This is a genomic window from Shewanella sp. SM73 (genome assembly GCF_025653795.1).
Lineage (GTDB): Bacteria > Pseudomonadota > Gammaproteobacteria > Enterobacterales > Shewanellaceae > Shewanella > Shewanella oncorhynchi.
In genome coordinates this window covers 264,904-289,735 of sequence record NZ_JAKKRY010000005.1, presented here as the reverse complement: position 1 = coordinate 289,735, position 24,832 = coordinate 264,904, and the positions used below count along the sequence as shown (strand labels likewise).

The window sequence follows — 24,832 nt, the reverse complement described above, 5'->3', positions numbered from 1 at the left end:
TCAACAACTCGTTACTTCATACGACGACGCATTGCCGCAAGTGGTAACAATAAGGCGGTTAACCAACCGAGTGAACCTCCTCCATTGTCTGTATTTTTATTTGGTGCAGCAACCGCAGTCACTTCACCAGTATTACTGTTTAATGTGCCATCATTCGCAATAACAGTAAATGTATAGGTTCCCTGCTCTTTTGGGGTAAAGCTAATATTTTTTGCTGCAGGATCAAAAGTCACTGTAGGACCTGATGTCTGTGTCCAAATATAGGTGAGTGCATCGCCATCGACATCTTTAGCATTTGACATGACGGTGATTTTTTGGCCTGTAGGCAAGGTTTCTCCTGTTGGGGCGACAGTTGGTGCATCATTGACATTAGCAACTGTCACAGTCACTTTAGTCGCTTTTGATACGTTGCCATCGGCATCTTCGACGCTGTAAGTGAAGCTATCGGTGCCAAAGAAGTCTTTCTTAGGCTGATAAGTCGCAATGCCAGCTTCACTGATAGTGACAGCACCATTGGCAGGTGCGTCTACTACAGTTGCTTTAGACAATGTACCTACAGGAGCAATATCCAAAACACGTTGTGCATTGGCGGTTATGCCATTGCCTGTGATTGATGCGCGAGCAACTTTTTGATCTGGATTGATATCATTTGCGAGCAAATCAATTTCTATTGAGGTTTCTTCTGTAGCTTCTGCCATATCGCCAGTGCCAAAGGAGAATTCTGTCGCTTTAGCCAGATAGTCGATAGTAACATTACCTGCCGTTGTGTTTTTCAGCGTCAATGTATTACCTGTTACAACCGAATCACCTTCACCATTAAAGTGGTAAGTTGTTCCAATTGTTCCGCCTATATTTTCAGCGCCGATAGTGACGTTTGAAGGCATATTTGGAATATTTATGTAATTGAATACAACCTCTTCAGTATTACCTGTCTTAATCCAAATGCTAAACGTATAAGGTGTATTTGATGTATCACCATAGAGTTGGCCTTTATTCCACTCTAAAGCTAACCATTTAACTCCATCATCATCTGTGAATACACCAACGGCTAAGTCACCACCTCCAGTATCGCCAGCAGATTTATCTGATAAATCAAAATCTGACCAGAAGGGCGCTAAAATGTTATTTGGGTTGCTGCCATCAGGTAGCTTTTTGTTCGCAAATGTACCACTTGCACTTCCACCTCCAACAATCGCTAGACCATTGTCAGACATAGTGATGCTGGAATAGCTAACCCCATTGTATTTAAAGCTAGGCACAGTAAAGGTGAACGCTTGTTCATCACAACCTTCTGGACAAGTAATTGGTTTGACCCCTAGACTCACTATGCTTGGGAAACCAGCTGAGCCCTTAGTTGTCGTCATTTTAGGAAGATTAAGTGACCCAACCCAAGTAATGTTGCCTATATCTTCGTTGATTTGTAAACCATTTTGCGTCGCGCCAGCTAAGCTAACTTTTACATCATCTTTCGATGTTAGTTTCGTGCCTTCTGGTGCTTGCGCTGTAATAGTCACTGTACTGTCAAATGAGTTATTGTTAATCACAACTGATATTGGAATCGCATCGGTTGCGTTAAGTTCGGTTTTCTTGCTCATAGTCGAAATCAGTGAGGCATCACTTGACTCTTTAGCTAACACAGCCAAAGGTAAGTGAGCATCTTGCAGTCCTTCGGTGCTGCTTATCATTACATTACCAAAAATCCACTCACCATATTCTGCGAAAGTTGAGTCAACGGTTACAGTAAACGTGGCAGAGGCTCCTGCGGCAAGTTCTAAGCTAGAAGGTGATACTGTTATACCTGTACTATCGGATGAAGTTGATAAGTTCCAAGATGTTTTTGCGTCACTCTTGTTATATACCGTTCGAGTGAAAGTACATGGACCAACACAAGAGTCTGATGCGATGGATGGTTTGTCGAACGTTAATATAGCTTTGGCTGCAGCATCTAAATCCATGCGTCCAGCACCCATACCAAATGGTGTGGCTGGTGTTGTTGCATCATCATCTAAAATATCATCAAATTTAGCTGTTGATGTTAAAGCAGTTTTAATATCGTTTGCAGACCAATCTGGATGTAATTGACGCATCATAGCTGCAGCACCTGCTACGTGCGGGCTTGCCATACTGGTGCCAGAGATCATATTAAAGTCTTCACCACCATCATCAGGAGAAAAAGCTGACAGAATGTTGGTACCAGGTGCTGCAATATCCGGTTTAAGAATATTTTGGTTGCCATCAGGACCGCGTGAACTGGTGCTATTTAGGTTATCAGCAAGTTCAGAAACCATGATACGTTTAGTTTTTGCAACTATCGTACTTGTTGTTGCAGCATCTCCCATGGCTTCAATTACGGCTAAACCTGCATCTTTCGTAATCATGACAGCAGGGAATGGTTCACCAGGCATAGACATAGTCGTTGGTGCACCTGCCGCATTGTTATAAACTACAAGGGCTTTAGCGCCTGCAGCTTTTGCGTTTGTGGCTTTTAATGAGAAGTTACATGTTCCGCGAGAAATCAATGCAATGCCATCTTTGAACGAATCCGCAGCAAAGGCATCACAACCATTGGCATTTTCAGCATCTAAATTAACGGCCGCAATCACTGGAGCGGTAATATCTTCTGAAAGCACTGCATCAGAACTTGGGATAGCAAGTAAATCATCACCACCGGTATTAAAGCTATTAGCGAAAAAACGCCCTGTTGTAGTGTTAGCAACAGTTATTCCTGATTCAATACAAGCAGGGCAGCCGATAGTTTGAGGACCATTACCATCGTTACCGGCAGCGCTAACTACAACAACCCCCGCAGCTTCTGCAGCTTCAAACATGGTTTTGTATGGGCTGCTAGCTGGATCACTACCAGCACTCCCCCCCCATGAGTTGTTGATTACATCTGCACCATCATTAACAGCATGCTCTAAGGCTTCCATTAACATGATGTTAGAGCCGGTTCCGCCTGTGCAATCAGGCTTACTGTAAAGAGCCTTGTAGACCATAAGGTAAGCTGCTGGTGCTACACCAGATAGTTGAACGGGAATATCTTTATAAGTAGTTGATATCTTGTTACCGACAGCGGTACCTGCAACGTGAGTTCCGTGACCACCATAGCTAAGTGGACTCATGTATTCATTAGGACACACAGGTGATGTTGGCTGTGACCAACGCGCAACGATCAGCTTGTTGTTACAGAATGAAGCATCGACAGTCGAGCAGTAGTCATCCGATGGTCGACTACCGCTGGGTGCTGTGAAGCCTGCATCGGTAAACATGGGGTTTTCCGGACGAATGCCGCCATCAATAATAGCAACTTTCATTCCTTTGCCCGCATTAGCCATGCCGGAAACGGCTTCCCACATAGCTGGGGTATTAATCACTTGGTGTGATGCATCCATGTTAGTTTCATATATAGCCTCTGGGTATACTGCTTTCACTCCAGGCATTTTGGCTATTTTTTCAACACTTAGTCCTTGGCCAACAACTGTTATACCGTTAAAAAGTGTTTGGAAATGACGTTCCACTTTTGCATTTGGCGCAATTTTAGCTAAATTGCTAGCAAAAGCGTTTTGCTCTTTAGCTAGGTGACTTGAATAGCTTTTGACATTAGTAGATTGAATATCTAGTTTTTCTTTTTTCGAATTTAAAGCTGTTGCTGCGAAGTTGCCGATGCCGCCTCTATACTTAGCTAGTGCAGGAGATTCCATCTCAACAATAAAACGTTGTGGAGCATCGAGGTTAGTGGCTGATGTTTGCGGTTTAGTATATTTATCATGCGCGCTTATTTCTGGAGAGTAAGGTTTAAATGTAAATTCACTGTTAGCAATAGCTGCGCTTGAGAGTAGTGCAGCGGAGATAGCGATCGATAGTTTTGTCTTCACAACTTCTTCCTTGTCAATTAATGCTTTCAGCACTTTATTAAACGTGCCTGTAGCTGAATTGTTATAGTTTCTGCTGCGCTCTTTGGCGGTAGCAATGAAGTTGTAACACAAAAGTATCGTATGGTTAACACTTTTGCGGTAAAAAAGATGTTAATCACACTTTGGTATTTGTTATGTTGTTTGTAGGTGTTTGCTGTTTTTCCTGTTTAAGGTTTAACCGCTCTGACGATTGGGTTTTGTAGGCTGATCAAGGTTTCCGTCGACTGGATTTCATCGATAGATTGGATGCGATTGATGAGCACGTGTTGCAAGCCGTCGATGGATTGGCACATGACCTTGACGAAAATACTGTAGTTGCCTGTGGTGTAATAGGCTTCGACGACTTCTTCGAGAGCGTTGAGTTTGGCGATAGCTGCGGGGTAATCGCCAGCACTTTTAAGGTTGATACCGATAAAACAGCAAACGTCATAGCCTAAGGCTTTAGGGTTTACCGTGATCTGCGCACCTGTAATGATCCCCGCTTGCTTCATTTTTTCTACCCGAACATGGATAGTGCCGGCGCTCACGCTAAAGCGTTTAGCGAGTTCGGCAAAGGGTGTGCGGGCATCCTGCATTAGGGCTTCGAGGATATGATTATCGAGTTGATCGCGCTGAAATGCGGTATCCATAAATAAACTCTCTATAACGTAGTGAATTGTCATAAAGTTACGTTTTTTTATGGGGAATTGCTACCGATTTTGCCCGTATTATTTGATTTTAGTGATCATTGTTCGCCCAAAGGCTCACAAAAAGGGACTTTTGCGCTAAAAGTCATACTGACACCCGAGTAGGGATGTTTGATGGTGAGCTCTGCTGCATGTAGTAATAGTCGAGGCGCTAAGGATTTTGCCAGTGAGTCGGCATAAAAACCATCACCTAAGATCGGATGTCCTAGCGCCATCATATGCACCCGTAATTGGTGTGAGCGGCCTGTGATTGGCATTAGTTTAACCAGCGTTGAGCGTTTGGCGCGGCTCATTACTTGGTAGTGAGTCAAAGACGGTTTGCCAACAAGATGATCGACTTTCTGTTTAGGGCGATTTGGCCAGTCGCAGATCAGTGGATAATCAACGCTGCCAGTGTCATTTTTGACATGACCTGCAACCCTTGCATAATAGGTTTTGCTGGTTTCTCTATCGTGGAACTGACGTTTTAATTCCCGCTCGGCGCTACGAATAAGGGCGACAACTATCACGCCAGAGGTCGCCATATCGAGGCGATGGACGATTTGGCAATGGGGATGCTCAGCTTTTACCCGGGCATAGACACTGTCGTAATGGGCGGGGTCGCGACCGGGCACAGACAACAATCCTGAAGGTTTGTTGATGACGATAATGTCTTTATCTTGATAAAGAATATCGAGCCAAGGAGTGGTCGGTGGTTGGTAAATAAAATCAGTCATAAATAGTGCCTATTCGTCAATGCGGGGCAAAGATACTCTGCTAGGCTTGAGGGCGCAAGTGTGAGGCCAAAAGATCGGCTGTGCCATTATCCTTGCTGACAAAAGTAAAGCGGATTAGTTGATGATTTGCTGATAGAGCTGTATTTGAGTTTTTGTTATACTCCCGTCCTTTTCGTTAATGATCATTTTGAGTCTGTGAAGCCATGAGCCAGCCAGAGATATACACTCCCGAGAATCTTTCTCACGTCCATAACCGTCTTGAGTTATTGGCGCCTGCAAAAAATGCTGACTACGGTATCGAAGCCATACGCCATGGTGCCGATGCGGTATATATAGGTGGTCCTGCATTTGGTGCGCGGGCAACGGCGGGTAACAGTGTTGAAGATATCGCGCGCCTGTGTACTTATGCTCATCAATATCATGCTCAGGTATTCGTCGCCCTCAATACCATTTTGATGGATAACGAACTGGCCGACGCCGAAAAACTCATTTGGCAATTGTACGAAGCGGGAGCTGACGCGCTGATTGTGCAGGACATGGGCGTATTACAGCTCAATTTGCCGCCGATTGCCCTGCATGCCAGTACCCAAATGGATAACCGCAGTCCAGAAAAAGTGGCGTTTTTAGAGCAAGTTGGTTTTTCTCAGGTGGTGCTTGCCCGTGAATTGGGCTTAAGCCAAATCCGTGATGTCGCCGCGCATACTAATATGCAACTCGAATTTTTTATCCACGGTGCTTTGTGCGTGGCTTACAGTGGCTTATGTAATTTGAGCCATTCCTTTAGTAACCGCAGTGCTAACCGCGGTGAATGCTCGCAAATGTGCCGTCTGCCGGGCAATCTTAAAACCCGTCAAGGGGATGTGTTAGCGCAGAATGAACACTTATTGTCTTTAAAAGACAATAACCAAACCGAAAACCTCGAAGCGCTCATCGATGCGGGCATTCGCTCGTTTAAGATTGAAGGTCGCTTAAAAGATTTAAGTTACGTTAAAAACGTCACTGCGCATTATCGCCAAAAGTTGGATGCGATTATGGCGCGTCGCCCTGAGTTTAAGGCTTCGTCCCACGGCCGCTGTGAACATTCTTTTATCCCCGATCCAGAAAAGACCTTTAACCGTGGCAGCACAGATTACTTTGTTAACGAACGTAGCCAAGGCATTAAAGATTTCCGCTCGCCAAAATACATAGGCGAAGAAGTCGGTAAAGTGGTCAGCATAGGCAAAGACTTTATCCAAGTGAGCTCTAGCCATGAGTTTAATAACGGCGATGGCTTAGCGTTTTTCCCCGCGAATTTTGCCATGGCAAAGCAGTCCGATGACAAGCTGCAAGGCCTGCGGGTTAACCGCGCCGAAGGGTTAAAACTGCATATATTGCAGGTGCCAAAGGATTTAAAGGTCGGCATGACTTTATATCGTAACCATAACCAAGCCTTCGAAGCCCTGTTATCGAAAGAATCTTCTAAGCGGATTATCGGCGTCGATTTACGGTTGAGCGACACCCAAGATGGACTGGCGCTGACCTTGACGGATATCTATGGCCTAACCGCCACAGTCAATTTAACAGTTGAGAAGACACCTGCGACAGATGTCGATAAGACCTTACAAAATACCCGCACTCAACTGGGTAAGCTCGGCAGTACCGACTTTGTTGCCCGTAGCATTAGTATCGATACGGCTCAAGCTTGGTTCTTGCCTGCGTCTGTGCTCAATGGTCTGCGCCGTGATGGTGTGGCCGCTCTAGAGGCTGCCCGTATGCAAGGCTACGTGCGTCCACTGCCGTGGAAGCATAATCAAGATGCAGTCTATCCCGTCAAGCATTTGAGTTACTTAGGCAACGTTGCCAACGAAAAGGCCAAGGATTTTTATCAACGCCATGGCGTGATTGAAATCCAAGATACCTATGAGAAAAATGGCGTCACTGAAGACGTGCCATTGATGATCACTAAGCATTGCTTACGCTTTAACTTCAATCTGTGTCCGAAAGAAGTGCCAGGGATCAAGGCCGATCCTATGGTGCTTGAAATCGGCAATGATGTGCTCAAGTTGGTATTCGACTGCCCTAAATGCGAAATGATGGTGGTCGGCGAAAACCGTCAAGTGCGAGGCCAGAAGCACCTTTAACATTTGTCATTAGGAGCATTGCCCGAGTGCAATGCTCCTAGCACCTATTCAGCTTGCATCTGCGCGCCTATAACAGCCTACTTCTCATTGATGTTGCTCTCACCATCGCTACTCCCATATTTTCATCAAAGCCCTATATTGCACATGCGGTAATGAGCAGATATCTTATTGAAAATAATATTAATAATAAGGGATATTAAAATGGGATTGTTAGACGGTTTACTCGGTAATGCTGCTGAGGTTGATTTACAGGAATTAGCCGAGGAATTAAGGCCTATCATGGGCATTCAAGAAGAATTAAAACTCGCCTACAAAGTGATCCGTGATTTGTTTATTTTCACCAATAAACGCCTGATCTTAATTGATAAGCAGGGACTTACAGGCAAGAAGGTTACTTACCATTCAATACCTTATAAATCCATTACCCATTTTGAAGTGGAAACGACAGGGCATTTTGATATGGATGCCGAGCTTAAAATTTGGATTTCAGGCCAGAGCGAACCTTTAGTAAAAGAGCTCAAGCGTGGCACGGATGTTGTGGGTATTCAAAAGACCATCGCCACTTTTGCGCTTTAGTTTTTTTGCACTTTAGTTTTAGTGCCGTGGCTTAAGTTTTAGTGCTGCGACTTAGATTCATTTAGTGCTATCAAGCTTGGAATTGTTATCGCAAGCTGACGGTTAATGTGAGTAAGGTAAGCCAAGTTTTATCTGGGCTTACCTATCCTCGCTATCGAGTGTGATTCAAATCTGCTTGATTAATTTAACACTATCCTACTTGTGCTAGTGGAGTGTTCTATCGGTTCGCCCGCCATAGTATAGGTTTCGGAAAGCTTGAGTTTGCCTTGCTCATCGTATTGATTGTGGATGCCGACCCAGAATTGCTCTTGTCCCTGAATTTGTAAATTACCTTCTTCGGCAATCTGGCGATTGGGATGATAGCGTTTCATTGCATAAAGTTTGCTTTCATCATCAAATTTTAAATGATAAGCCAATATGGGTTCTTCGGTGTGAGCGGCGACATCTACTGCTATTGTTTTATCTTCTCGCTGTTTTGTCGTGGTATTGCCATTGGGTGCGTGATACTTCTGACGAGATAAATATGCGTTATTTCTACTATTGCTAGCATGATGTTCGCTGTTATCCGTACGGTTATTTGGTCCGTTACTTTGCCCATCAGCATCGTCTTCATCATAATCATAACTAGGATTTTCTGGGCTATCCCATTCAGGTTCTTCATCTTCCTGAGTTGCTATATTTTCATGAAAATCAAAGTAGTGACGGCTTTCTATCAGTTGGCCTTGTTCATCTAGCCAGGCTTCGCGGTACACTTTTCCTTGGGGCGTAAAACGTTGCCAATGGCCGATATCGAGGTAACGACCATTAGTAATTTGGATTGTGCCAGTTTCTAAAATTAAACCCTGAGGGGATAAGGATTTAGAGCTAAATAAATCCCCTTGCGTACGGGTGAGTAACCAGCGAATGGCACCATCTTCATAATATTCGATGCGAGTATCGGCAATACCTTCTTGATAGTATTCCCTTTGATTATTATCAAGATTATAGCCGCAGCGGGTATTCGAGTGACTCTGATAGGATTCGAGGATCCCTTTGTTATTATAAAAGCTGGACTCTTTGAGGTAGCCTTGACCATCACGAACTTCATATTTAGAAATTGTACGTATCGTGCCATCTTCATAAAACCAGCGAGCAGTGCCATCACGGTTGCCCTGTGTGTGCGGTAAGTACATCTGAATTTGCTGGTTTTCGTGGTATTCAATAAAAGGGGCTACCGAGAGGTTATTTTTATATTGGCCTTCGGCCGAAAGCACGCCACTTTTATAATAGCTTCTAAATAGACCTTCTCTGAGTCCATTTTCAAGATAGATCTCAAGGGCGAGTTGACCATTGTCATGATACCAAAGGGCCATGCCTTGTTCTTTACCATTCTCAAAATAGATTTTTTCTTCAAGTTGACCATTGGGATACCATTTTACATGTTCGCCATGTAATTGGCCTTCGGTATTGAAGGGTTCACGCCATGCAGGCTTACCTGAGTCGTAAAACTCTTCAATGACTTTGCCCGTCACATCGTTAAACACTTTTTGTTTAATCGCTCCATTGGGATGATACCAAACGGCTTCATATTCATAGCCTTGGTTGTAATATCTTTCAGCTTCTAGTGAACCATCAGGGTAATATTGCTTTTCAATTCCGTGGATAACATCTTGCACTAAGGGCCGGATCAGCTGTATTTGTCCAGATTCATAGTAGCGAGTTAACGTATTGATATAATATCCATTGCTATCTTGTTCGGCGGTTTCTTTAAGCTGACCATTGCCATAAAAGTATTGAATAAATTGACCTTGGGGATGGCGATCTTCTATTTGATTGATCTTGCCCTCATGGTCATACCACGTTTGTGTTCCAAGTTGCTGATCATTAATAAAGTTGCCTTCAAATAACAGGGTACCTAGGGCATTGAATTGGCGGGTCACGCCATTACGTTCGCCAAAATAGTTTGAATCGACGGCTTGGGTAAGTCCTGGGCTTTGGGTGATGATTCTAAGTATACCCGCACCATCTTCAGTATTGAGTTGGTGAAAAGTGCGGTGCAGTTGGCCTGTTAGGCTGGCGTAATCTTGAATATCGCCTTGCACTATATTGTCAGCATCGAGGGTAAAGTGGCTTATCAATAATGCATCGAGATTGTTAAGCTCAACTTGCCACAACGCCTTTATTTGGCTGTTCTTTTTTGGGGTGATACTGCACACTTTTACCTTGTCGAGCCAAAAGTGCTGCTCGGGGAAAGGGAATTGATTGCTGATTTCGAGGCGGTCGAATTCGGTATGGTGGAAGTCGCAGCATTCATTGGCGTTTTCCCAGCCCAAGAGTTCTATGACTTGGGGCGTATCGTAGTGATAGAGAGTTAAGCCGTGGTCGGCATTTTCTTCGCAAGAAGTCGCGTCTGCCTTTGTCGCATGAATTTTTAAGCTGAAATGACGCTGGAATAGCGGCGCAGCGACTGACGGCTCCTGCGTTAAATCTTGTTCTTGGCTGAGTGTTTGTGATTCAGTTTGAAGATGAATGTCTTTTGGAACGCGGCTAATTTGGTTTGAGGGAAATAACTTGGCTTTGAGTGCGCGAAACAACGACATTGGGGGAAATCTCCATATCCATATGTAAAACAATAAGCTTATCTGAGGGATACTCATGGTAACTGAGTATTTCTGTGCGCATATCATAGCGGTTTATGGATTCGTTTCTCAATGCTTGATTGCTCCAAATACCGTTTAATCAGAGTGGCACATTAATAAAAGCAGAGGAATAAAGACAAAATGCTTGATAACTTTTTTGCAAAATTACCCACAGATTTATCGGCGGAAACTTTTGAAAAACTGGCGGGCAATAACACTGTGACTATTGAGCGCATCGTTTCCAATGGGCAATCTACGCCCGAAGGTCAATGGTACGATCAAACTCAACATGAATGGGTGATGCTGCTCAAAGGCGAGGCGACGCTTGAATTTGAACAAGGTGAACCCGTTAGGCTAACCCCTGGAGATTACTTAACGATTCCGCCCCATCAAAAACATCGAGTCGCTTCGACTTCTATAAGTTCAGAAACCCTATGGCTCGCGGTATTTTACGATTGATTAGGGTTAAGGCTACAGGTTAACGATTCTGCCATAGCCAACTGGGCGTATTGAGTAAGTCTTGGCCTTGGATCTGCGTTTGGCCTAAGGTTTTGTCTAAGGCTAAGGTATTGCAGTGTTCAAATTGACTTAAGGCATTAATAAGCCGATTAGCATGGGAAACCACCCACAACTGGCACTCTTCCGACACCTTAGCGATTAAGCGTGCAAGCGCAGGTAATAAGTCGGGATGTAGGCTAGTTTCTGGCTCGTTTAGCACCATAAGCTCTGGCGGCCTTGGGGTGAGTAGGGCGGCAATTAATAGCAAATAACGCAAGGTGCCATCCGACAATTCACTGGCATTGAGTGGCCTTAATAAGCCATTTTGATGAAATGCGAGTACTAAAATACCGCCTGCTTGGGGTTCAATGCGAACTTTAGCACCGGGAAACGCATCGCTCACCGCATGATCAAAAGCCGCTTTATCACCTATCTCAAAAATGGTTTGAATTGCTGATGCAAGGTCGCGCCCATCGTGGTGCAATACTGGCGTGGCTGTACCTAATTGTGGACGACGGGCTGGCGCTTCTGCATCGGTTCTGAAGTGATCGTAAAAACGCCATGCGCGGATACTATCGCGAAGCTTTAGCACTTCAGGGCTGCGCTCTGGATCGGCAAGTTCGGTAAAAATACTGTCGCCGGTTTGCAGGTGTGCGCCTAAGGTTATCCAGCCTTGTCCGTCAGCAGTGCGACTCTTCACCATAGGACCACGGCGCTCAACTAATACCGTTGAGGGTCGATACTTAGGGCCGTTCCAAATGGCTTCACGCTTGATTTGTGGATCTAAGCCAAACAGCGTGGTGGCGTCGGGTTTGGGTAAACCGAGTTCAATAAGATAGCTAAAATCTTCGCCAGCAAATCCAAGCTTTAGGCGTTTTGGCGCTTGCCTGACGGTGGCTTCAATGGCGGTGTCGCCCGCTAGCATACTTTGGGTGGGGTTTTCTGGTCCCGCCCAAAAGCTGGAGTCGAGTCCGCCTTCTTGGGCTAAAGCATTGACAACGCCGCCTTGCGCCGTTTGTGCGAGTAAACGTAGTGCCTTGTATAGATTCGATTTACCACTGCCATTCGCCCCAGTGATCAAATTGAGTTGTCCTAGGGGTAAGACGATTTCACGCAGAGAGCGATAATTGAAAATAGCGAGTGTGGTCAGCATAGAATATCCAAGACTGAAACAAGCTGATAAGCCAGTAAATTTATCGACAAAGTAAATTAAACATGACGATAAAACAATGGCATTTACAGTAGCACTTTGTTGAGTACTCTTTGCCAGTTACCCCCCATAAAACGGTCGCGGTCAGTAGATTTAAAGCGCGCCTTGGCTAAGGCATCGTCGATACGGCTCATGCGATCGATATGATTCAGCTCGGGGATTACTACATGCCTTGGCTCTGCATCAAAACCTAGCACGCCTTTCGCCCTCAGGCTGTACCACCATTCTTGATATTCTTTAATGCCTTTGGCGTTGTCATTGCCGAGTGCCAGTAGGTTTTCTTGGCCTCGGAGCGGGAAGTCATTAGCGATTGCCACGCAGTCCACTCCACCAACACGCATAACGTATTCCAGTTGTCGAATATAATCATCAATCGTGGGCACGGCATTATTGGTAAGCCAGAAACTCATCATAAATACGCCGAATACGCCGCCGCTATCGCCGATGGCGCGGATCACTTCATCGGGGGAACAACGGGCATGGTTTACTATGCCGCGCGCCGCGCCGTGGCTTTGCACTATGGGTGATTTAGTAATTTTTGCGACATCTAAAGCGGTTTGAGCGCTGGAGTGACTCACATCGATCAAGATATTGGCGTGATTGAGTTTGGCGATAAGTTCGTGCCCGTGGGCCGTGAGTGGTTTATTGAGTCCGCCACTGGCATCATTATCTAAGGCGCCGCCGGCAAAGGTATTGCCGTAATGGTGGGTGAGTTGCAATACGCGTAGCCCTTGTTGATGAAACTCATCTACCCGCGCCCACTGGTTAGCTTCGCTGTCTTCTTCGACACAATCTGCGCCTTGTATTTGAAAGTATACCGCAGTGCGCTGGCTGTCGCGGGCACGTTGAATATCTCGCCCCCTCAGACCTTGCAGTAAAATATCGGGATGATCACTTACCCGTTTAGCGGCCTGCTTAATGCTTTCCATGCAAGCTTTATAAGTGCGTTTGTAGTTTTGAGTGCCATCGACTTGTTCTATGGCCTCAATAGCCGAAATATCGCAAAGATAGGCATCGAGTTTAGCGGCGGTTACATCACTTAAGTCATCGGGTAGGAAGGATAAACCATCGACATATATCCGCCTTTGTGCGGCGGCAAAGCTAGGTAAACTGGCGAGTGGACTTAACAGAGTTGCTGCGCCAAGACCTTTAAGGAGTGTACGACGGTAGTGATTGACTGCCTTGATGGGCATGCTCGGTTCCTATCAATAACGCAAATGTAACTTCTTTATACCTTTTTAGGGCGTAGAAGTCTTTGATTAAATCCCTTTTTTGGCCTTTGCCCCTGAGCTAGAGTTGTGATTATTTGTTGTTGCCGAGTGGTTTCAATTATCGCTTGTCACAGTAAATGAAAACCCTCGGGTTATGATTATCGAGTGGCTTCAACCATTGCTTTTGCCAGTGAGTTAAGGCCGTTAGTGCGCGATGGGCTGAGCTGACCTTCTAGGCCCAATTGTTTGAAGTAAGCTGTAGGATCAAATGCTTGGATTTCAGTGCGGCTTTTGCCATGGCAGGCACCAAGCAATAATCCGATCAATCCCTTAACGATGCGGGCATCGCTGTCGGCTAAATAATAGTGTTTGCCAGCCTGTTCTAGATGGTAAAGCCACGCATCACTCTCGCAGCCTTTTACTTGAGCGGCCTCGATGCGAAGCTCAGGGCTTAAGCTTGGTAAGTCTTTCCCTAACAACATAATTTGGCGATATCTTTCCTGCCAGTTAGGGGCATTGGTAAAACGCGCCAGTAAGGTTTCGGCATCTTGCACTAAATAGTGAAAATCGGCCTCATTTGGCATAGGCATGATTGAATCTGTCATAGGGCTAAATCCTGTCTAACTTATTTTGAGCATCGTATGAGTTGGGTAGAGCAGTGGCTAAATGCTGGATTACAGCAGCAAGTCTTTTACCGAGGCTAACGCGGCAATAAAGCGGTCGATATCGTCTTTATTGGTGTAGATACCGATAGAGGCACGGCAACAGCCCTTAAGATTCAGGCTCTGCATTAATGGCATGGCACAATGATGGCCACAGCGAACGGCAACCCCTTGTTGGTCCAGCAAAATTCCTACATCTTGGTGATGTTCACCGGCAAGATTAAACGCGACTACGCCGATATTGTCATCAAAGGCGCCGTATAAATGCACTTCACCGAGTGCGCGCAATTGGCTTTGTAAATAGTTAACTAGTTCAGCTTCATAAGCTTGAACCTGCGGCATGAGCTCGGTTTGTAAAAATGTAATGGCCGCGCCCAAACCTATGACTTCAGCAATCGGCGGCGTGCCCGCTTCTAAGCGATTCGGCAGGTTGCCAAATTCTGTCGCTTCAAAACTCACGCGTTTAATCATCTCGCCGCCAGTTAATAGTGGCGCGAGACTATCTAACGCGTCGAAACGGCCGTAAAGCACGCCAACACCAGTGGGACCATACATTTTATGCCCTGAGAAGACGTAAAAATCACAATCGATTTCAGTCACATCCAACGTTAAATGCGCAACTGCCTGTGCGCCATCAACTAAGGTGATAGCACCTTGTTTTTTCGCTAACTGCACTAGCTGAGCCACGGGATTGACTGTACCTAGGGCGTTGGAAACATGGCACAGGGCGACGATTTTAGGCTTTAACTCGAGCAAGGTTTTATAGGCGTTGATATCTAAGCGGCAATCCTGACAGAGCGGGATTGGTTTAATGATTGCCCCTGTGCGTTTCGCCAGTTCCTGCCAAGGCACGATATTGGCGTGGTGAGCGGCGGCGTCGATTAATATCACATCGCCAGCATTTAATTGGGTAGTCAGCCCAAAGGCGACTAAGTTGATTGATTCTGTGGTGCCGTGGGTAAAAATGATTTCTTCGCGGCGTTTTGCCTTCAAAAATTGCTGCAACTGATCGCGCACTTTCTCATAGCTTAAGGTCGAACGCGCTGATAACTGATGCGCTGCACGGTGCACATTGGCATTGTCGTTGGTGTAAAACTGTGCCATGGCATCTAACACCATTTGCGGCTTCTGGCTGGTGGCTGCTGTGTCGAGATAACATAGGGGATAACCATCAAGCATTTGATTTAACGCTGGGAATTGCGACCGAATCTGAGCATTTTGCTGATATGCTTCAGATGAGCCAAGTGTCACTGTGGTATCAGGCATAGCATTCGCCGAGGCATGGGATGTTTCAATGTCAGCCATTGTATTCGTCGCTGTGTTAGTCACAGTATTTGGCGTAGGCGATGCAGGTTGAGTCATGGGCGAGGCTAAGGGCAATGAAAAAGGCCATGGGATCTTCTGTGATCTGCCATGTGAATGCAAGTTTTAGCGGTTTGTTGAGGCGTTGGTATCGGACAGTGGTATTGAACGCCTAATTTCACTAAGGTCTGTTCAAACTGTTGCCTAATAGATATTTCGCACGCCTTAAACGGTTTTAGACTCTAACGCATCATTGAGCTTAGCTATGATGCGATTTTTCTAATGTTTAAGTTTTTCTTTTAAATTCAGCTAATACTTTACGCTTAATTCATCCACCGAAAGTTAAAACTCCGACTATCCTAAATTGGACGTCCTTCGTTGTCAGTGTTTTGCTGGAGAGTAGTTTTATGGTGAAGCTTTTAAAAGACTTACGGATTAAACATAAGATGATCGCCCTCGTTGGGGTGATGTTAGTGCTGATCTTGATTTTGTCTGGATTTAGTCTGTTGAAGATGCAGCGTGTATCGGAGGAAATTCATGGCATTGCAGAAGAGAATATTCCATTAGTGAGATTATCAACTGACGTCACCATTAAGCAGCTTGAAAGCTCTGTCATTTTAGAAAAAGCGTTTCGTGCCGCGGACATTGAAACCGCATCGAGCCAGCAAATTTTAGTGGCTTTTATTGCGGATGTTATCAGGCACAATGAAGACATTAGCAAGGAGTTACTCTCGACTCAGTCTATGCTCAATGAGGCATTAAAAGAGGCTGAAAATCCGCAATTACATGAAAAAACTCAGCAGTTAAATCAAGAGATTGGCTCTATTATTCAACGTTTTGGTAATTATGAAGCCCTGCTTGCCACTGTGATTACTGGAATACAGCAAAAAGAAGAACCTGCAGCCTTGGCTAAGCGGGTTGAATCTTTAGAGATTGCGCAAAACGAATTTAATACTGAGCTGAGGCAATTCGTTGAGCGTTTAGAGCAAATGACCCAAACTGCGGTTTCTGTGACTGAGGAAGAAGAACTCAGGGCGATTTATGGCTTAACGATTATTTCGATAGTGTCTTTAGTCATAGGATTATTGATTGGCATCGCTTGCAGTCAATACATGGTCAAATCTATCAATCGGTTACGTAATTCTGCCGCCATGATGGAAAAGGGCAACTTTAACCAAGAGTTACGTGTCGATTCCAAGGATGAATTAGGCGAACTTACCGTCAGTATGAATCAAATGGCGTGGACCTTAAGTAAAACTGTTGGCCAAGTGATTGCTCGAAGTGAAGAAATTGCCTCTATGGTGACTGAGCTTAATGCGGTGGCCGAGAATAATCGTGAGGCTATGTTGAGGCAGCAGGATAACACTGACCAAGTCGCCGCTTCTATGACCCAAATGGCAGCAACGATTACTGAAGTGGCGAGTAGTGCAGAAACCGCTTCGTATTCAGCGGGACAAGCCGAGCATAAAGTGAAAGAAAGTTGTGAAGTTGTCGATGCGAGCGAAAAAATCTCGAAGCAGTTGGTTGCCAGCGCCCAGTATTCAAATCAACTTATTCAACAGGTTCAGGCAAGTACGGGAAAAATCCTCAACTTTGTTTCAGTGGTCGATGCGATTGCGGGGCAGACGAACTTATTAGCTTTGAATGCATCGATTGAAGCGGCACGGGCGGGAGATCAAGGTCGTGGTTTTGCTGTCGTTGCCGAAGAAGTGCGGGCATTGGCAACGCGCAGTCAAACGGCCACGCAGGAGATCAGCGATCTTATCCAAACACTCGTGAAAGATGCTAAGTCTTCAGTTGAATCCTTCGCCAATAACGATAAGCAAATCAGTGAATCGTCACTGCTCGTTAATCAAGCCAAGCAGCACCTATTTGAGATTTTAGATGCCTTAACTGAACTGACTCAGGCTAATACTCAAGTCGCGACCGCTAGTGAGGAGCAAGCCGTGACCGCCGAAGATATTAGTGAGCGCATTAATGCGATTCGTGATTCGGGTGAGTTGGTTCTCTGCAGCGCTAACGAAACCGCGAAAGCCAGTGAGTCACTGTCTAAGCAGGCTAATTCATTGAGGGAAACGATGCAGCAGTTTAAGGTGCGAGTTGTTTAAATGTATTAGCCCATAATTCAGTGTGCTAACGACGACAGCGGTTAACTTAACTGCGCCACTTCATCTTAGCTTGAGCCTCATTTGTGCCTTAACTCAATGTGAGGTGAGTATATCCTCAAACAATTTGAAGATGCAGGATTCAAGTTGTTTGGGATATAGGTCTATCTTGTTATCCGACACACAATTGCCGTAAAAATGATACTGGTTGTGCAGTGACTTGCAACAAACTGTTGTAATATGTAGCGCTAAATAACGACTAAAAATGTGAATTAAATGGGCATGCGTATTCTTTGGCTTCTTGTGTTAACGCTGAGCATTCTTCCTAGAACCGCTGCAGCATCAGATATTGCGAGCAGTGTTACTGGAGGAACTAATCGCCTTGCTGACGGCGGTGATTTTGAGCTGGGCATGAGTGTTTACGGGATTAATCAAGTCGATGTTCGGCAAACGGATTCTGGTTCTGCACAGTTGTCGCTGTTAGTCAGTGGCATGTACCAGTACAAAGGGCTGTTTGTTGAGATGATCCATCAATCTCAAGATGGCATTAATCTGGGATTTAATCTTTGGAGCTCAGAGGATTGGTCATTAGAACTGCTATTGGCTAACTTGCAAGGTTCATGGTCCCGTCCTGATGTGGATCCCAGTACGCTGGATGAAGCTGGCCGCAATGCTTATCTACTATCGGAAGATTCTCTCTATGTTGGTGCAGGTTTTCGTGCCACACGTTATTGGGGCGATAACTATGTTTTTCAGTATAGGTTAGTATCTGATTATTATGATGATCAAGGTATTCAAAGTTCTGCCAGATTGGGTAAGTCCTGGCAGGTTCGTAATTGGAATTTTCACGTATTGGGGAGCGTAGGTTACTCATCTGCCACCTTGAATCGCTATCTTTTTGGGATCAGTAAGGAAGAAGCCACTGAACGCTTTCCTGAGTATCGGCCGGATAGCTCTTTCAGTTACGGCATGGAGCTAGGGGTTGCCTATCCGCTGAGTGAAAATTTTGTCTTTCGGGCCATGTATCGCTTCAATGTGTTATCCCAAGAAGTGACCGACAGTCCCTTCAATCAAGCGAGTTATACATCGTATTTTAATGCTTCTCTTAGCTATGTGTTTTAGGAGGAGGGCATGAACCGATTTTATCAATTGTTAGCGGTAGTGATGCTGAGCGCGCCTTTTTGGGCTTGGAGTCAGGATGATGCCGTTATTTTTACCGCAACCCCAGAACGCTGCATTGCACTGCATAAAGGGCAAACTTGCTATCAGGAAGTATTGTTTCGATGGCAGACACCCGCGAGCGGCGAGTACTGCCTCATACTGACTGACCGCCAGCACCAGTTAATCTGCTGGACTGGCAAAGCTATGCAAGAATATCAATATAGTTTTGAAGGGGATAAAACGGCGACTTTTAGTCTTATCCGTAATGATGATGTACAACCGCTCGCGCAAGTTAAAGTGGTCGTGACATGGGTTTATAAGGCCCCTAAACAGAGTCAGTCCGGTTGGAGGTTATTCTAATATGTCAGTTGCAAAGCATATCTTAGTCGTAGAGGACGATACCTCACTGGCAGAGTGGATCAGTGATTATTTACTGGATCACGGTTACGGAGTCACAGTGGCTAGCCAAGGTGATTTTGCCTTAGAGATGATAGCCGATGAGATGCCTGACTTAGTGCTACTCGACGTGATGATGCCCGTTAAGAATGGCTTCGATGTGTGTAAGGAGGCCAGGGCATTTTATACTGGGCCCATTTTATTTATGACGGCTTGCGTTGAGGACGGCGATGAAATCCGCGGGTTAGATGCCGGTGCTGATGATTACCTCACTAAGCCGATTCGACCACAGGTGCTGTTAGCGCGGATAAAAGCTCTGTTACGCCGAGTGAGTGATGAGGAGCAAAAGCAGCAATTAGTGTTTGATTCTTTAGTGTTAAATGCGACGGCAAAATCAGTCACTATTGATAAACAGCCGCTGGATTTGAATGCCAATGAGTTTGATGTCTTGTGGCTGCTGGCATTGAAGGCGGGCACGATAGTGAGTCGCAATGAATTGGTGGCCCAACTGCGGGGCATTGAATACGATGGCCTAGACCGCTCGGTGGATATTCGCATATCGCGCTTACGCAAGAAGTTGCAGGAAGCGTTGAGTCAGCCCTATAAAGTAAAAACCATTCGTGGCAAGGGATATTTGTTTTGCAGCGATGAGGCCGAGCAAGCTTTATGAAGAAGTTAATGACTTCTCTGGTGCTGGTCGTGCTGGTGGCCATTGCCAGCCTAGGCTGGTCGATAAGTGAGTTTGCAACACTTATTGATCCTGATAATGAAACGCCTAGCCCAGCAACTCACCTCGCGGCATTAAAACTGCTGGGCGGCTCACTGGCGCAAACGTTAGATAACGATCCCGCCCCAAATAATGCGTTTATAGACAACTGGAATCAGCGAAATGCAGATCAATTGTCTTTGGTGAATGAAGCGGATTTTGTCTTACCCTCAGCCCTAAAGACAGAGTTTTATTCAGGGGAATCATTATTGCTGGAGTCCGATGACGGCATCTCTTTGCACTATTTATTGCCTAAAACGGGTCAGGTGCTGAATATCAATACCCAGATAGTGACGCCAGCCGATGTGAGTTTTAACGCGAATAAGCTGTATACCATGCTTTTTTATGGCGGTGTGGTGGTGATTTTGTTGGTGTGGGTGTCTCCTTTAATCCGCCAACTGGTTAATCTCAGTAAGGTGACTCAAGCATTTGGTATGGGAGAATTACAGCAGCGAATTGTGGTCAGTAAAGCGTCCTACATAGGCACAATAGAAAGCGAATTCAACCGTATGGCAGATCGCATCCAGCAATTAATCGATGACAATAAATTGCTTAGTCGGGCAGTTTCCCATGATTTAAAAACTCCGATTGCGCGGCTGCGATTTGGTCTTGCGGCGTTAGAAGAAACCCAAAGCGAACAACTTAGGGTGAAGTATTTTCAGCGATTGAACCGCGATCTGGATACTATGGAAGAGTTGGTCATGACACTGCTCAGCTATGCCCGCCTCGATGAGGCGAATATCCAGCCCGATTGGCAGTCGATTGAGCTCAATGCTTGGTTACTCGAAAAGTATCAAGGTCAAGTGTACCCCGATTTTTCAGTTGAACTGGTTCCCTATCCCACAGCGCTCAAGATCAAGACAGATCCCAAGTACTTATCAATGCAGGTGAATAATTTGCTCAATAATGCGCTGCGTTTTGGTAAGGCAAAGATTCGGCTGACGTTGGCATCGGAAGATGGGATTGCGTGGTTACACGTTGACGATGATGGCCCTGGCATAGATGAACAGGAATCTACTCAAGTGATTAAACCTTTTGTGCGTGGTCAGCACAGCCGGGGAAATTCCGGTCATGGCATGGGTCTGGCGATTGTCGATAGAATTGGTTGTTGGATGGGGTCCCCATTACGTATTGGCCGTGCTCCTGACTTAGGTGGGGCTCGCATGTCACTAAAATTCAAGGCTGAAGTTTAAAGTTGGGGTTTAATACGATTGGTATAATGCGAGGTTTGAGCCGTTTTTGTCTGTTTCTTTAACATGAGCTGAAGCGAGCAATGCGGCTAGGCCTACGTAATCTAATCTGCTGAGTTGATTTAGAGATAGAGGCAGAATGACTCAACTCACTATACGAATGAGTGCCTAACGAATTGGTGCTGAACAGGGGGGGGTTATAAATAAAACGCACCAGCCTTGATACCTAACGAGAATCTAGACTGGTGCATTTTTGATGAGCAATTAACTTTTCACATTGACATTGTTAAGTATGTAATCTGTTTCATAGATGCGGGAACTCGCATTTTCTGGCTTGCTATGTAAACCTGTGACTTCGACCATGACAGAGGTTTCTTGATTCATCGTCGAACTCCCCCACAAGATATCCTTACTCGCGCTCGCTCCTACTCCAAACTGGCCAATTGCATCACGATCGGTTTGTTCGTGAGTAAAAGTGAAGTAGTTATAACCCGCTTGTTTGCATAACTCTGCTGACTTACGCATGACGTACTTTCGGGCCAATGCGCGGTCAGTGTTGGTATTGCCAACAAAGCTTATCTGCCAGCTATCGGGTGCAATCTGTGCGGTTTCAAATCCTTTACCGAAAGACCAAAATTGCTTTTCGGTATCGTAGGAAGTGGCACAAGCTGAAAGCATCAGAGCTAATCCAGCACATAAAAACGTTTTTCTGATAAGTGTCATGGTCTTGTCTCGTCAGGTTGTTTAGAAGCTATAGTTCACGCCAAGGGTAGTAACCCACTGGTTGTTACTGTCTATTAGCGGAGAGTCAGCCATGTTGGCACCTATGTGCGAGTAACCAGTGGCTTGAGTAATATCTAAATGCTTAGTGACTGGAATAACCAAAGCGTAGCCTAGCTTATAGGCAAAGGTGCCGTCGGCTTGATAGGCAGGACGCTGCGCCGTAGCTTCAGATGGTGTCACACCTGTGTAGTAGTTTGCGAAGTCTTTACTGAAGTAGTGCACACCCGCATAAGGCACCAGATCACCGAAGCCTACATTTATTGGATGGTAATAGGTGATATCAGCCTGAAAACCATCATAAATATTGGTGACATCGTGTTGGAATTTGGTTGATAGCGTGCCATTTCCTAAATGAATGTCGGCGTTTAAACCCAGATCACCACTGAATTTGCGATCCTTCATGCCCGTTAAAATATCCGCATCATCGGCATCAAAGCCGGGATTGGCAACGGCAAAGATACTGAAATTAACGGCACTATCGTTCGTGCCTAAAAAGCGGTAGTTGATGCCGGACAGATCGGCGTTGAAGTCTTCACCGTGGTAGCCGCCATTGAGGTAGGCACCTGTCTGGTGATCTTGACCCTTATAAAACTGACTACCAGTAGCAACACCTGCGCCAGCAAAGAACTGATCTTGATGACTATAGATATTACCGTTACGAATGTAGGTATTGCTTTCAGCAAGAGCGTGGCTTGACATCAAAACACTTGTGATTACAAAGCAAAGTTTTTTCATTTTTTTATCCTTAAGACATCTGTCTAGTGACTGTGATGCCACTATATTTCACTTCTTAAAAGGACTCTGTATCCGAATGTAACCTAGATAAGGTTTGAAAGGAGGGGAATCTCTTATTAAACGAGGAGGGATTAGGTTTGTAATAAGGTTTTAAGATTATTAATTTTTAAAATTGATAGCATCAAGAGCGTTTCTTGATGCTATTAGGTCATCGAATTAACCAAGTAGCAGACTAATTCCAAACTTTACACTGATTACAAATAGCGACACCGTTATATAGGTCATGCGTTCTTCTACTTTTACAGATACTGCATGGCTGACCGTCAGCATTTTCATCTAAGATTGCAGCATGTTCTACTTGGGGGATTTCCTGCGGAACTACCTCTGAGCCACAATGTTTACACCTTCGGGCTGCGCATTTTATTTCTTCAGCGCATTCTGGGCAGTCACGATAAAGTGATTTATCTTCTTGAACATTTTCATTTGTGTGTGCTTGAGCCTCATTTTTCGTGATTGCAGGCATACAAGCAACGCAAATAATGCCAATCAATGGACTCACAATAAATGAGATGAAGAACCATAAAACGGCTGATCTGTTTTTACTGGAAGCTATAATTGCAGTGACAAAACATAGCATTAGCCAAAAAAGTATATAGAACATGATAAGGTCCATTTAATCAATTGAGGTGTGATTCTACCGCTGAAAAGCCTATAGCATCAGGTGCATTTACCTGATGCCATAGTTCCACTATTTAACCCGATTATCGACTAAGGGCAAGGTAATCTAAATTGATCGGACAGTTGGTTTAATCGCACTAATAGCTCTGGTGATAAGGTGACTTTTAAACTGTCGATGTTTTCTTTCAGTTGATATAAGTCGGTGGCGCCTATGATATTGGAGCCGACAAACTTACGTGAGTTAACAAAAGCTAACGCCATTTGTGCGGGCGTGAGTTTGAACTCGCGGGCCAAATCGACATAGGCTTTTGTCGCCTCCAGAGCCATTTGCGAACCTGTATAGCGGGCGAAACGCTTAAACAAGGTCAGGCGCGCGCCTTCAGGCCATTGGTCGTTGCAATATTTTCCCGTCAAGGCACCAAAGGCCAGTGGCGAATAGGCCAGTAATGGCAAGTTTTCGCGGTGACTGATTTCGCCCATGCCGACTTCGAAACTGCGATTAAGCAAGTTATAGGGATTTTGCACACTCACAATACGCGGCAAGCCATGTTTTTCGGCGAGTTGCAGGTATTTCATCAAGCCCCAAGGCGTTTCGTTCGACACCCCGATATAGCGCACTTTACCTTGGCGGATCACTTCGGCGAGCGCTTCTAGGGTTTCAAGTATCGGTGTTTGATGTTCATGCTCTTGTTGATCGTAAAACAGTTCACCAAAGAAATTGGTATTACGGTCAGGCCAATGGATTTGATAAAGGTCGATAGTGTCTATTTGGAGGCGTGCTAAAGACGCATCGACCGCTTGGTGGATGTTGTTCCAGTCCAGCGCCATATTTTTGCGAATGTAATCACTTTTACCCCCCGGTGCGGCAATTTTAGTGGCGATCACTAAGTCGTCTCGGTTACCGCGGGCCTTAATATATTGCCCTAGGATACGCTCGGTTTCCCCTTGGGTTTCCGGCTTAGGTGGTACGGGATACATTTCCGCCGTATCGATAAAGTTGATGCCATTGCCTATGGCGTAGTCCAGCTGTGCAAACGCTTCGGCTTGGGTATTTTGTTCGCCCCAAGTCATAGTGCCCAAACAAATTTTACTGACCTCAAGATTAGAATGCGGTATGCGTCTGTATTCCATCTATTTCTCCTACGGAAACTCTCTTAGTTTGAGGCTACCAAGCTTTTGCTGTAAAGCAAAGGTTAAACCATAGGTTGAAATGTTAGTGCGCTAAAAATAGCCAACAAGTTTAGCCATCCTGCCCCATTTTGAGGCATGCCATTGGTTGAAGTTTGTTCGCTGAGTTGCTCTTTTAACGGTTTTAGCGCTTTACTGCACTGAAATGGAGATTTTGGCTTATTTTTGTAAACCTTAGGTACTACTAAATCAGTAATGACGTATTTATGAATAAATTGTTATAAAACTACATTTGCAGATTACAGTAAGTAAGGATGTGAATCTGTGTCACAAAATTGCGTAAATTTACGTATCTAACTTACGAATTTGCAGCGGAA

At 45.1% G+C, this 24,832-nt stretch carries 20 protein-coding genes; 8 read left to right on the top strand and 12 right to left on the bottom strand.

Annotated features, from left to right (window positions below):
• Positions 1 to 11: 11 nt before the first annotated feature.
• The 3 genes from L5M51_RS09985 to rluA form a co-directional block, all read right to left on the bottom strand.
• Positions 12 to 3,875: a S8 family serine peptidase gene (locus L5M51_RS09985; protein WP_263172523.1), complete on the bottom strand. Its 3,864-nt coding sequence runs from the start codon at positions 3,873 to 3,875 to the stop codon at positions 12 to 14.
• A 206-nt stretch (positions 3,876 to 4,081) separates the two neighbouring features.
• On the bottom strand, positions 4,082 to 4,543 hold the full coding sequence (asnC, locus tag L5M51_RS09980) for a transcriptional regulator AsnC (protein WP_006080290.1): 462 nt from the start codon (positions 4,541 to 4,543) through the stop codon (positions 4,082 to 4,084).
• A 95-nt stretch (positions 4,544 to 4,638) separates the two neighbouring features.
• Positions 4,639 to 5,316, bottom strand: coding sequence for a bifunctional tRNA pseudouridine(32) synthase/23S rRNA pseudouridine(746) synthase RluA (gene rluA, locus L5M51_RS09975; protein WP_263167566.1), 678 nt, complete (start codon positions 5,314 to 5,316; stop codon positions 4,639 to 4,641).
• A 203-nt stretch (positions 5,317 to 5,519) separates the two neighbouring features.
• Here rluA and L5M51_RS09970 point away from each other — a divergent pair, with 203 nt between their 5' ends.
• The gene (locus tag L5M51_RS09970) at positions 5,520 to 7,436 is read left to right on the top strand and encodes a peptidase U32 family protein (protein ID WP_263172521.1); all 1,917 of its coding nucleotides are present in this window, start codon (positions 5,520 to 5,522) and stop codon (positions 7,434 to 7,436) included.
• 201 nt (positions 7,437 to 7,637) lie between these two features.
• Positions 7,638 to 8,012 (top strand): PH domain-containing protein, encoded by a 375-nt coding sequence (locus L5M51_RS09965; RefSeq protein WP_105250128.1) that lies wholly within the window; start codon positions 7,638 to 7,640, stop codon positions 8,010 to 8,012.
• A 179-nt stretch (positions 8,013 to 8,191) separates the two neighbouring features.
• Here L5M51_RS09965 and L5M51_RS09960 read toward each other — a convergent pair whose 3' ends face one another.
• Positions 8,192 to 10,591, bottom strand: a complete 2,400-nt coding sequence (locus L5M51_RS09960) for a toxin-antitoxin system YwqK family antitoxin (RefSeq protein ID WP_263172520.1) — start codon at positions 10,589 to 10,591, stop codon at positions 8,192 to 8,194.
• Positions 10,592 to 10,771: 180 nt separating this feature from the next.
• Here L5M51_RS09960 and L5M51_RS09955 point away from each other — a divergent pair, with 180 nt between their 5' ends.
• Complete coding sequence (locus L5M51_RS09955; protein WP_263172518.1) at positions 10,772 to 11,089, top strand: cupin domain-containing protein; 318 nt, start codon at positions 10,772 to 10,774, stop codon at positions 11,087 to 11,089.
• 19 nt (positions 11,090 to 11,108) lie between these two features.
• Here L5M51_RS09955 and L5M51_RS09950 read toward each other — a convergent pair whose 3' ends face one another.
• The 4 genes from L5M51_RS09950 to L5M51_RS09935 form a co-directional block, all read right to left on the bottom strand.
• On the bottom strand, positions 11,109 to 12,281 hold the full coding sequence (locus L5M51_RS09950) for an AAA family ATPase (protein WP_219250372.1): 1,173 nt from the start codon (positions 12,279 to 12,281) through the stop codon (positions 11,109 to 11,111).
• A gap of 83 nt (positions 12,282 to 12,364) precedes the next feature.
• Positions 12,365 to 13,531, bottom strand: a complete 1,167-nt coding sequence (locus L5M51_RS09945; RefSeq protein ID WP_219250371.1) for a membrane dipeptidase — start codon at positions 13,529 to 13,531, stop codon at positions 12,365 to 12,367.
• Positions 13,532 to 13,707: 176 nt separating this feature from the next.
• Positions 13,708 to 14,154, bottom strand: a complete 447-nt coding sequence (locus tag L5M51_RS09940) for a SufE family protein (RefSeq protein ID WP_219250370.1) — start codon at positions 14,152 to 14,154, stop codon at positions 13,708 to 13,710.
• 69 nt (positions 14,155 to 14,223) lie between these two features.
• The gene (locus tag L5M51_RS09935; protein ID WP_131523710.1) at positions 14,224 to 15,573 is read right to left on the bottom strand and encodes a cysteine desulfurase; all 1,350 of its coding nucleotides are present in this window, start codon (positions 15,571 to 15,573) and stop codon (positions 14,224 to 14,226) included.
• Between the two features lie 347 nt (positions 15,574 to 15,920).
• On the opposite strand from L5M51_RS09935, the gene L5M51_RS09930 reads away from it, so the two are divergent.
• From L5M51_RS09930 to L5M51_RS09910, 5 genes are all read left to right on the top strand, one after another.
• Complete coding sequence (locus L5M51_RS09930; protein WP_263172515.1) at positions 15,921 to 17,621, top strand: methyl-accepting chemotaxis protein; 1,701 nt, start codon at positions 15,921 to 15,923, stop codon at positions 17,619 to 17,621.
• 279 nt (positions 17,622 to 17,900) lie between these two features.
• Positions 17,901 to 18,740, top strand: a complete 840-nt coding sequence (locus tag L5M51_RS09925; RefSeq protein ID WP_028761859.1) for a MipA/OmpV family protein — start codon at positions 17,901 to 17,903, stop codon at positions 18,738 to 18,740.
• A gap of 9 nt (positions 18,741 to 18,749) precedes the next feature.
• On the top strand, positions 18,750 to 19,139 hold the full coding sequence (locus tag L5M51_RS09920; RefSeq protein WP_263172514.1) for a DUF3019 domain-containing protein: 390 nt from the start codon (positions 18,750 to 18,752) through the stop codon (positions 19,137 to 19,139).
• Position 19,140: 1 nt separating this feature from the next.
• On the top strand, positions 19,141 to 19,845 hold the full coding sequence (locus tag L5M51_RS09915) for a response regulator transcription factor (RefSeq protein ID WP_219250366.1): 705 nt from the start codon (positions 19,141 to 19,143) through the stop codon (positions 19,843 to 19,845).
• Positions 19,842 to 21,134 (top strand): ATP-binding protein, encoded by a 1,293-nt coding sequence (locus tag L5M51_RS09910; RefSeq protein WP_263172511.1) that lies wholly within the window; start codon positions 19,842 to 19,844, stop codon positions 21,132 to 21,134. The genes L5M51_RS09915 and L5M51_RS09910 overlap by 4 nt, the downstream gene beginning before the upstream one ends.
• Before the next feature lie 261 nt (positions 21,135 to 21,395).
• On the opposite strand, the gene L5M51_RS09905 is transcribed toward L5M51_RS09910, so the two are convergent.
• From L5M51_RS09905 to L5M51_RS09890, 4 genes are all read right to left on the bottom strand, one after another.
• Complete coding sequence (locus tag L5M51_RS09905) at positions 21,396 to 21,854, bottom strand: CC0125/CC1285 family lipoprotein (RefSeq protein ID WP_028761861.1); 459 nt, start codon at positions 21,852 to 21,854, stop codon at positions 21,396 to 21,398.
• A gap of 21 nt (positions 21,855 to 21,875) precedes the next feature.
• Positions 21,876 to 22,649, bottom strand: coding sequence for an outer membrane protein OmpV (gene ompV, locus L5M51_RS09900; protein ID WP_173246644.1), 774 nt, complete (start codon positions 22,647 to 22,649; stop codon positions 21,876 to 21,878).
• Positions 22,650 to 22,881: 232 nt separating this feature from the next.
• On the bottom strand, positions 22,882 to 23,310 hold the full coding sequence (locus L5M51_RS09895; RefSeq protein ID WP_173246641.1) for a hypothetical protein: 429 nt from the start codon (positions 23,308 to 23,310) through the stop codon (positions 22,882 to 22,884).
• Between the two features lie 107 nt (positions 23,311 to 23,417).
• Positions 23,418 to 24,458: an NADP(H)-dependent aldo-keto reductase gene (locus tag L5M51_RS09890; RefSeq protein ID WP_263172510.1), complete on the bottom strand. Its 1,041-nt coding sequence runs from the start codon at positions 24,456 to 24,458 to the stop codon at positions 23,418 to 23,420.
• Between the last annotated feature and the right edge of the window lie 374 nt (positions 24,459 to 24,832).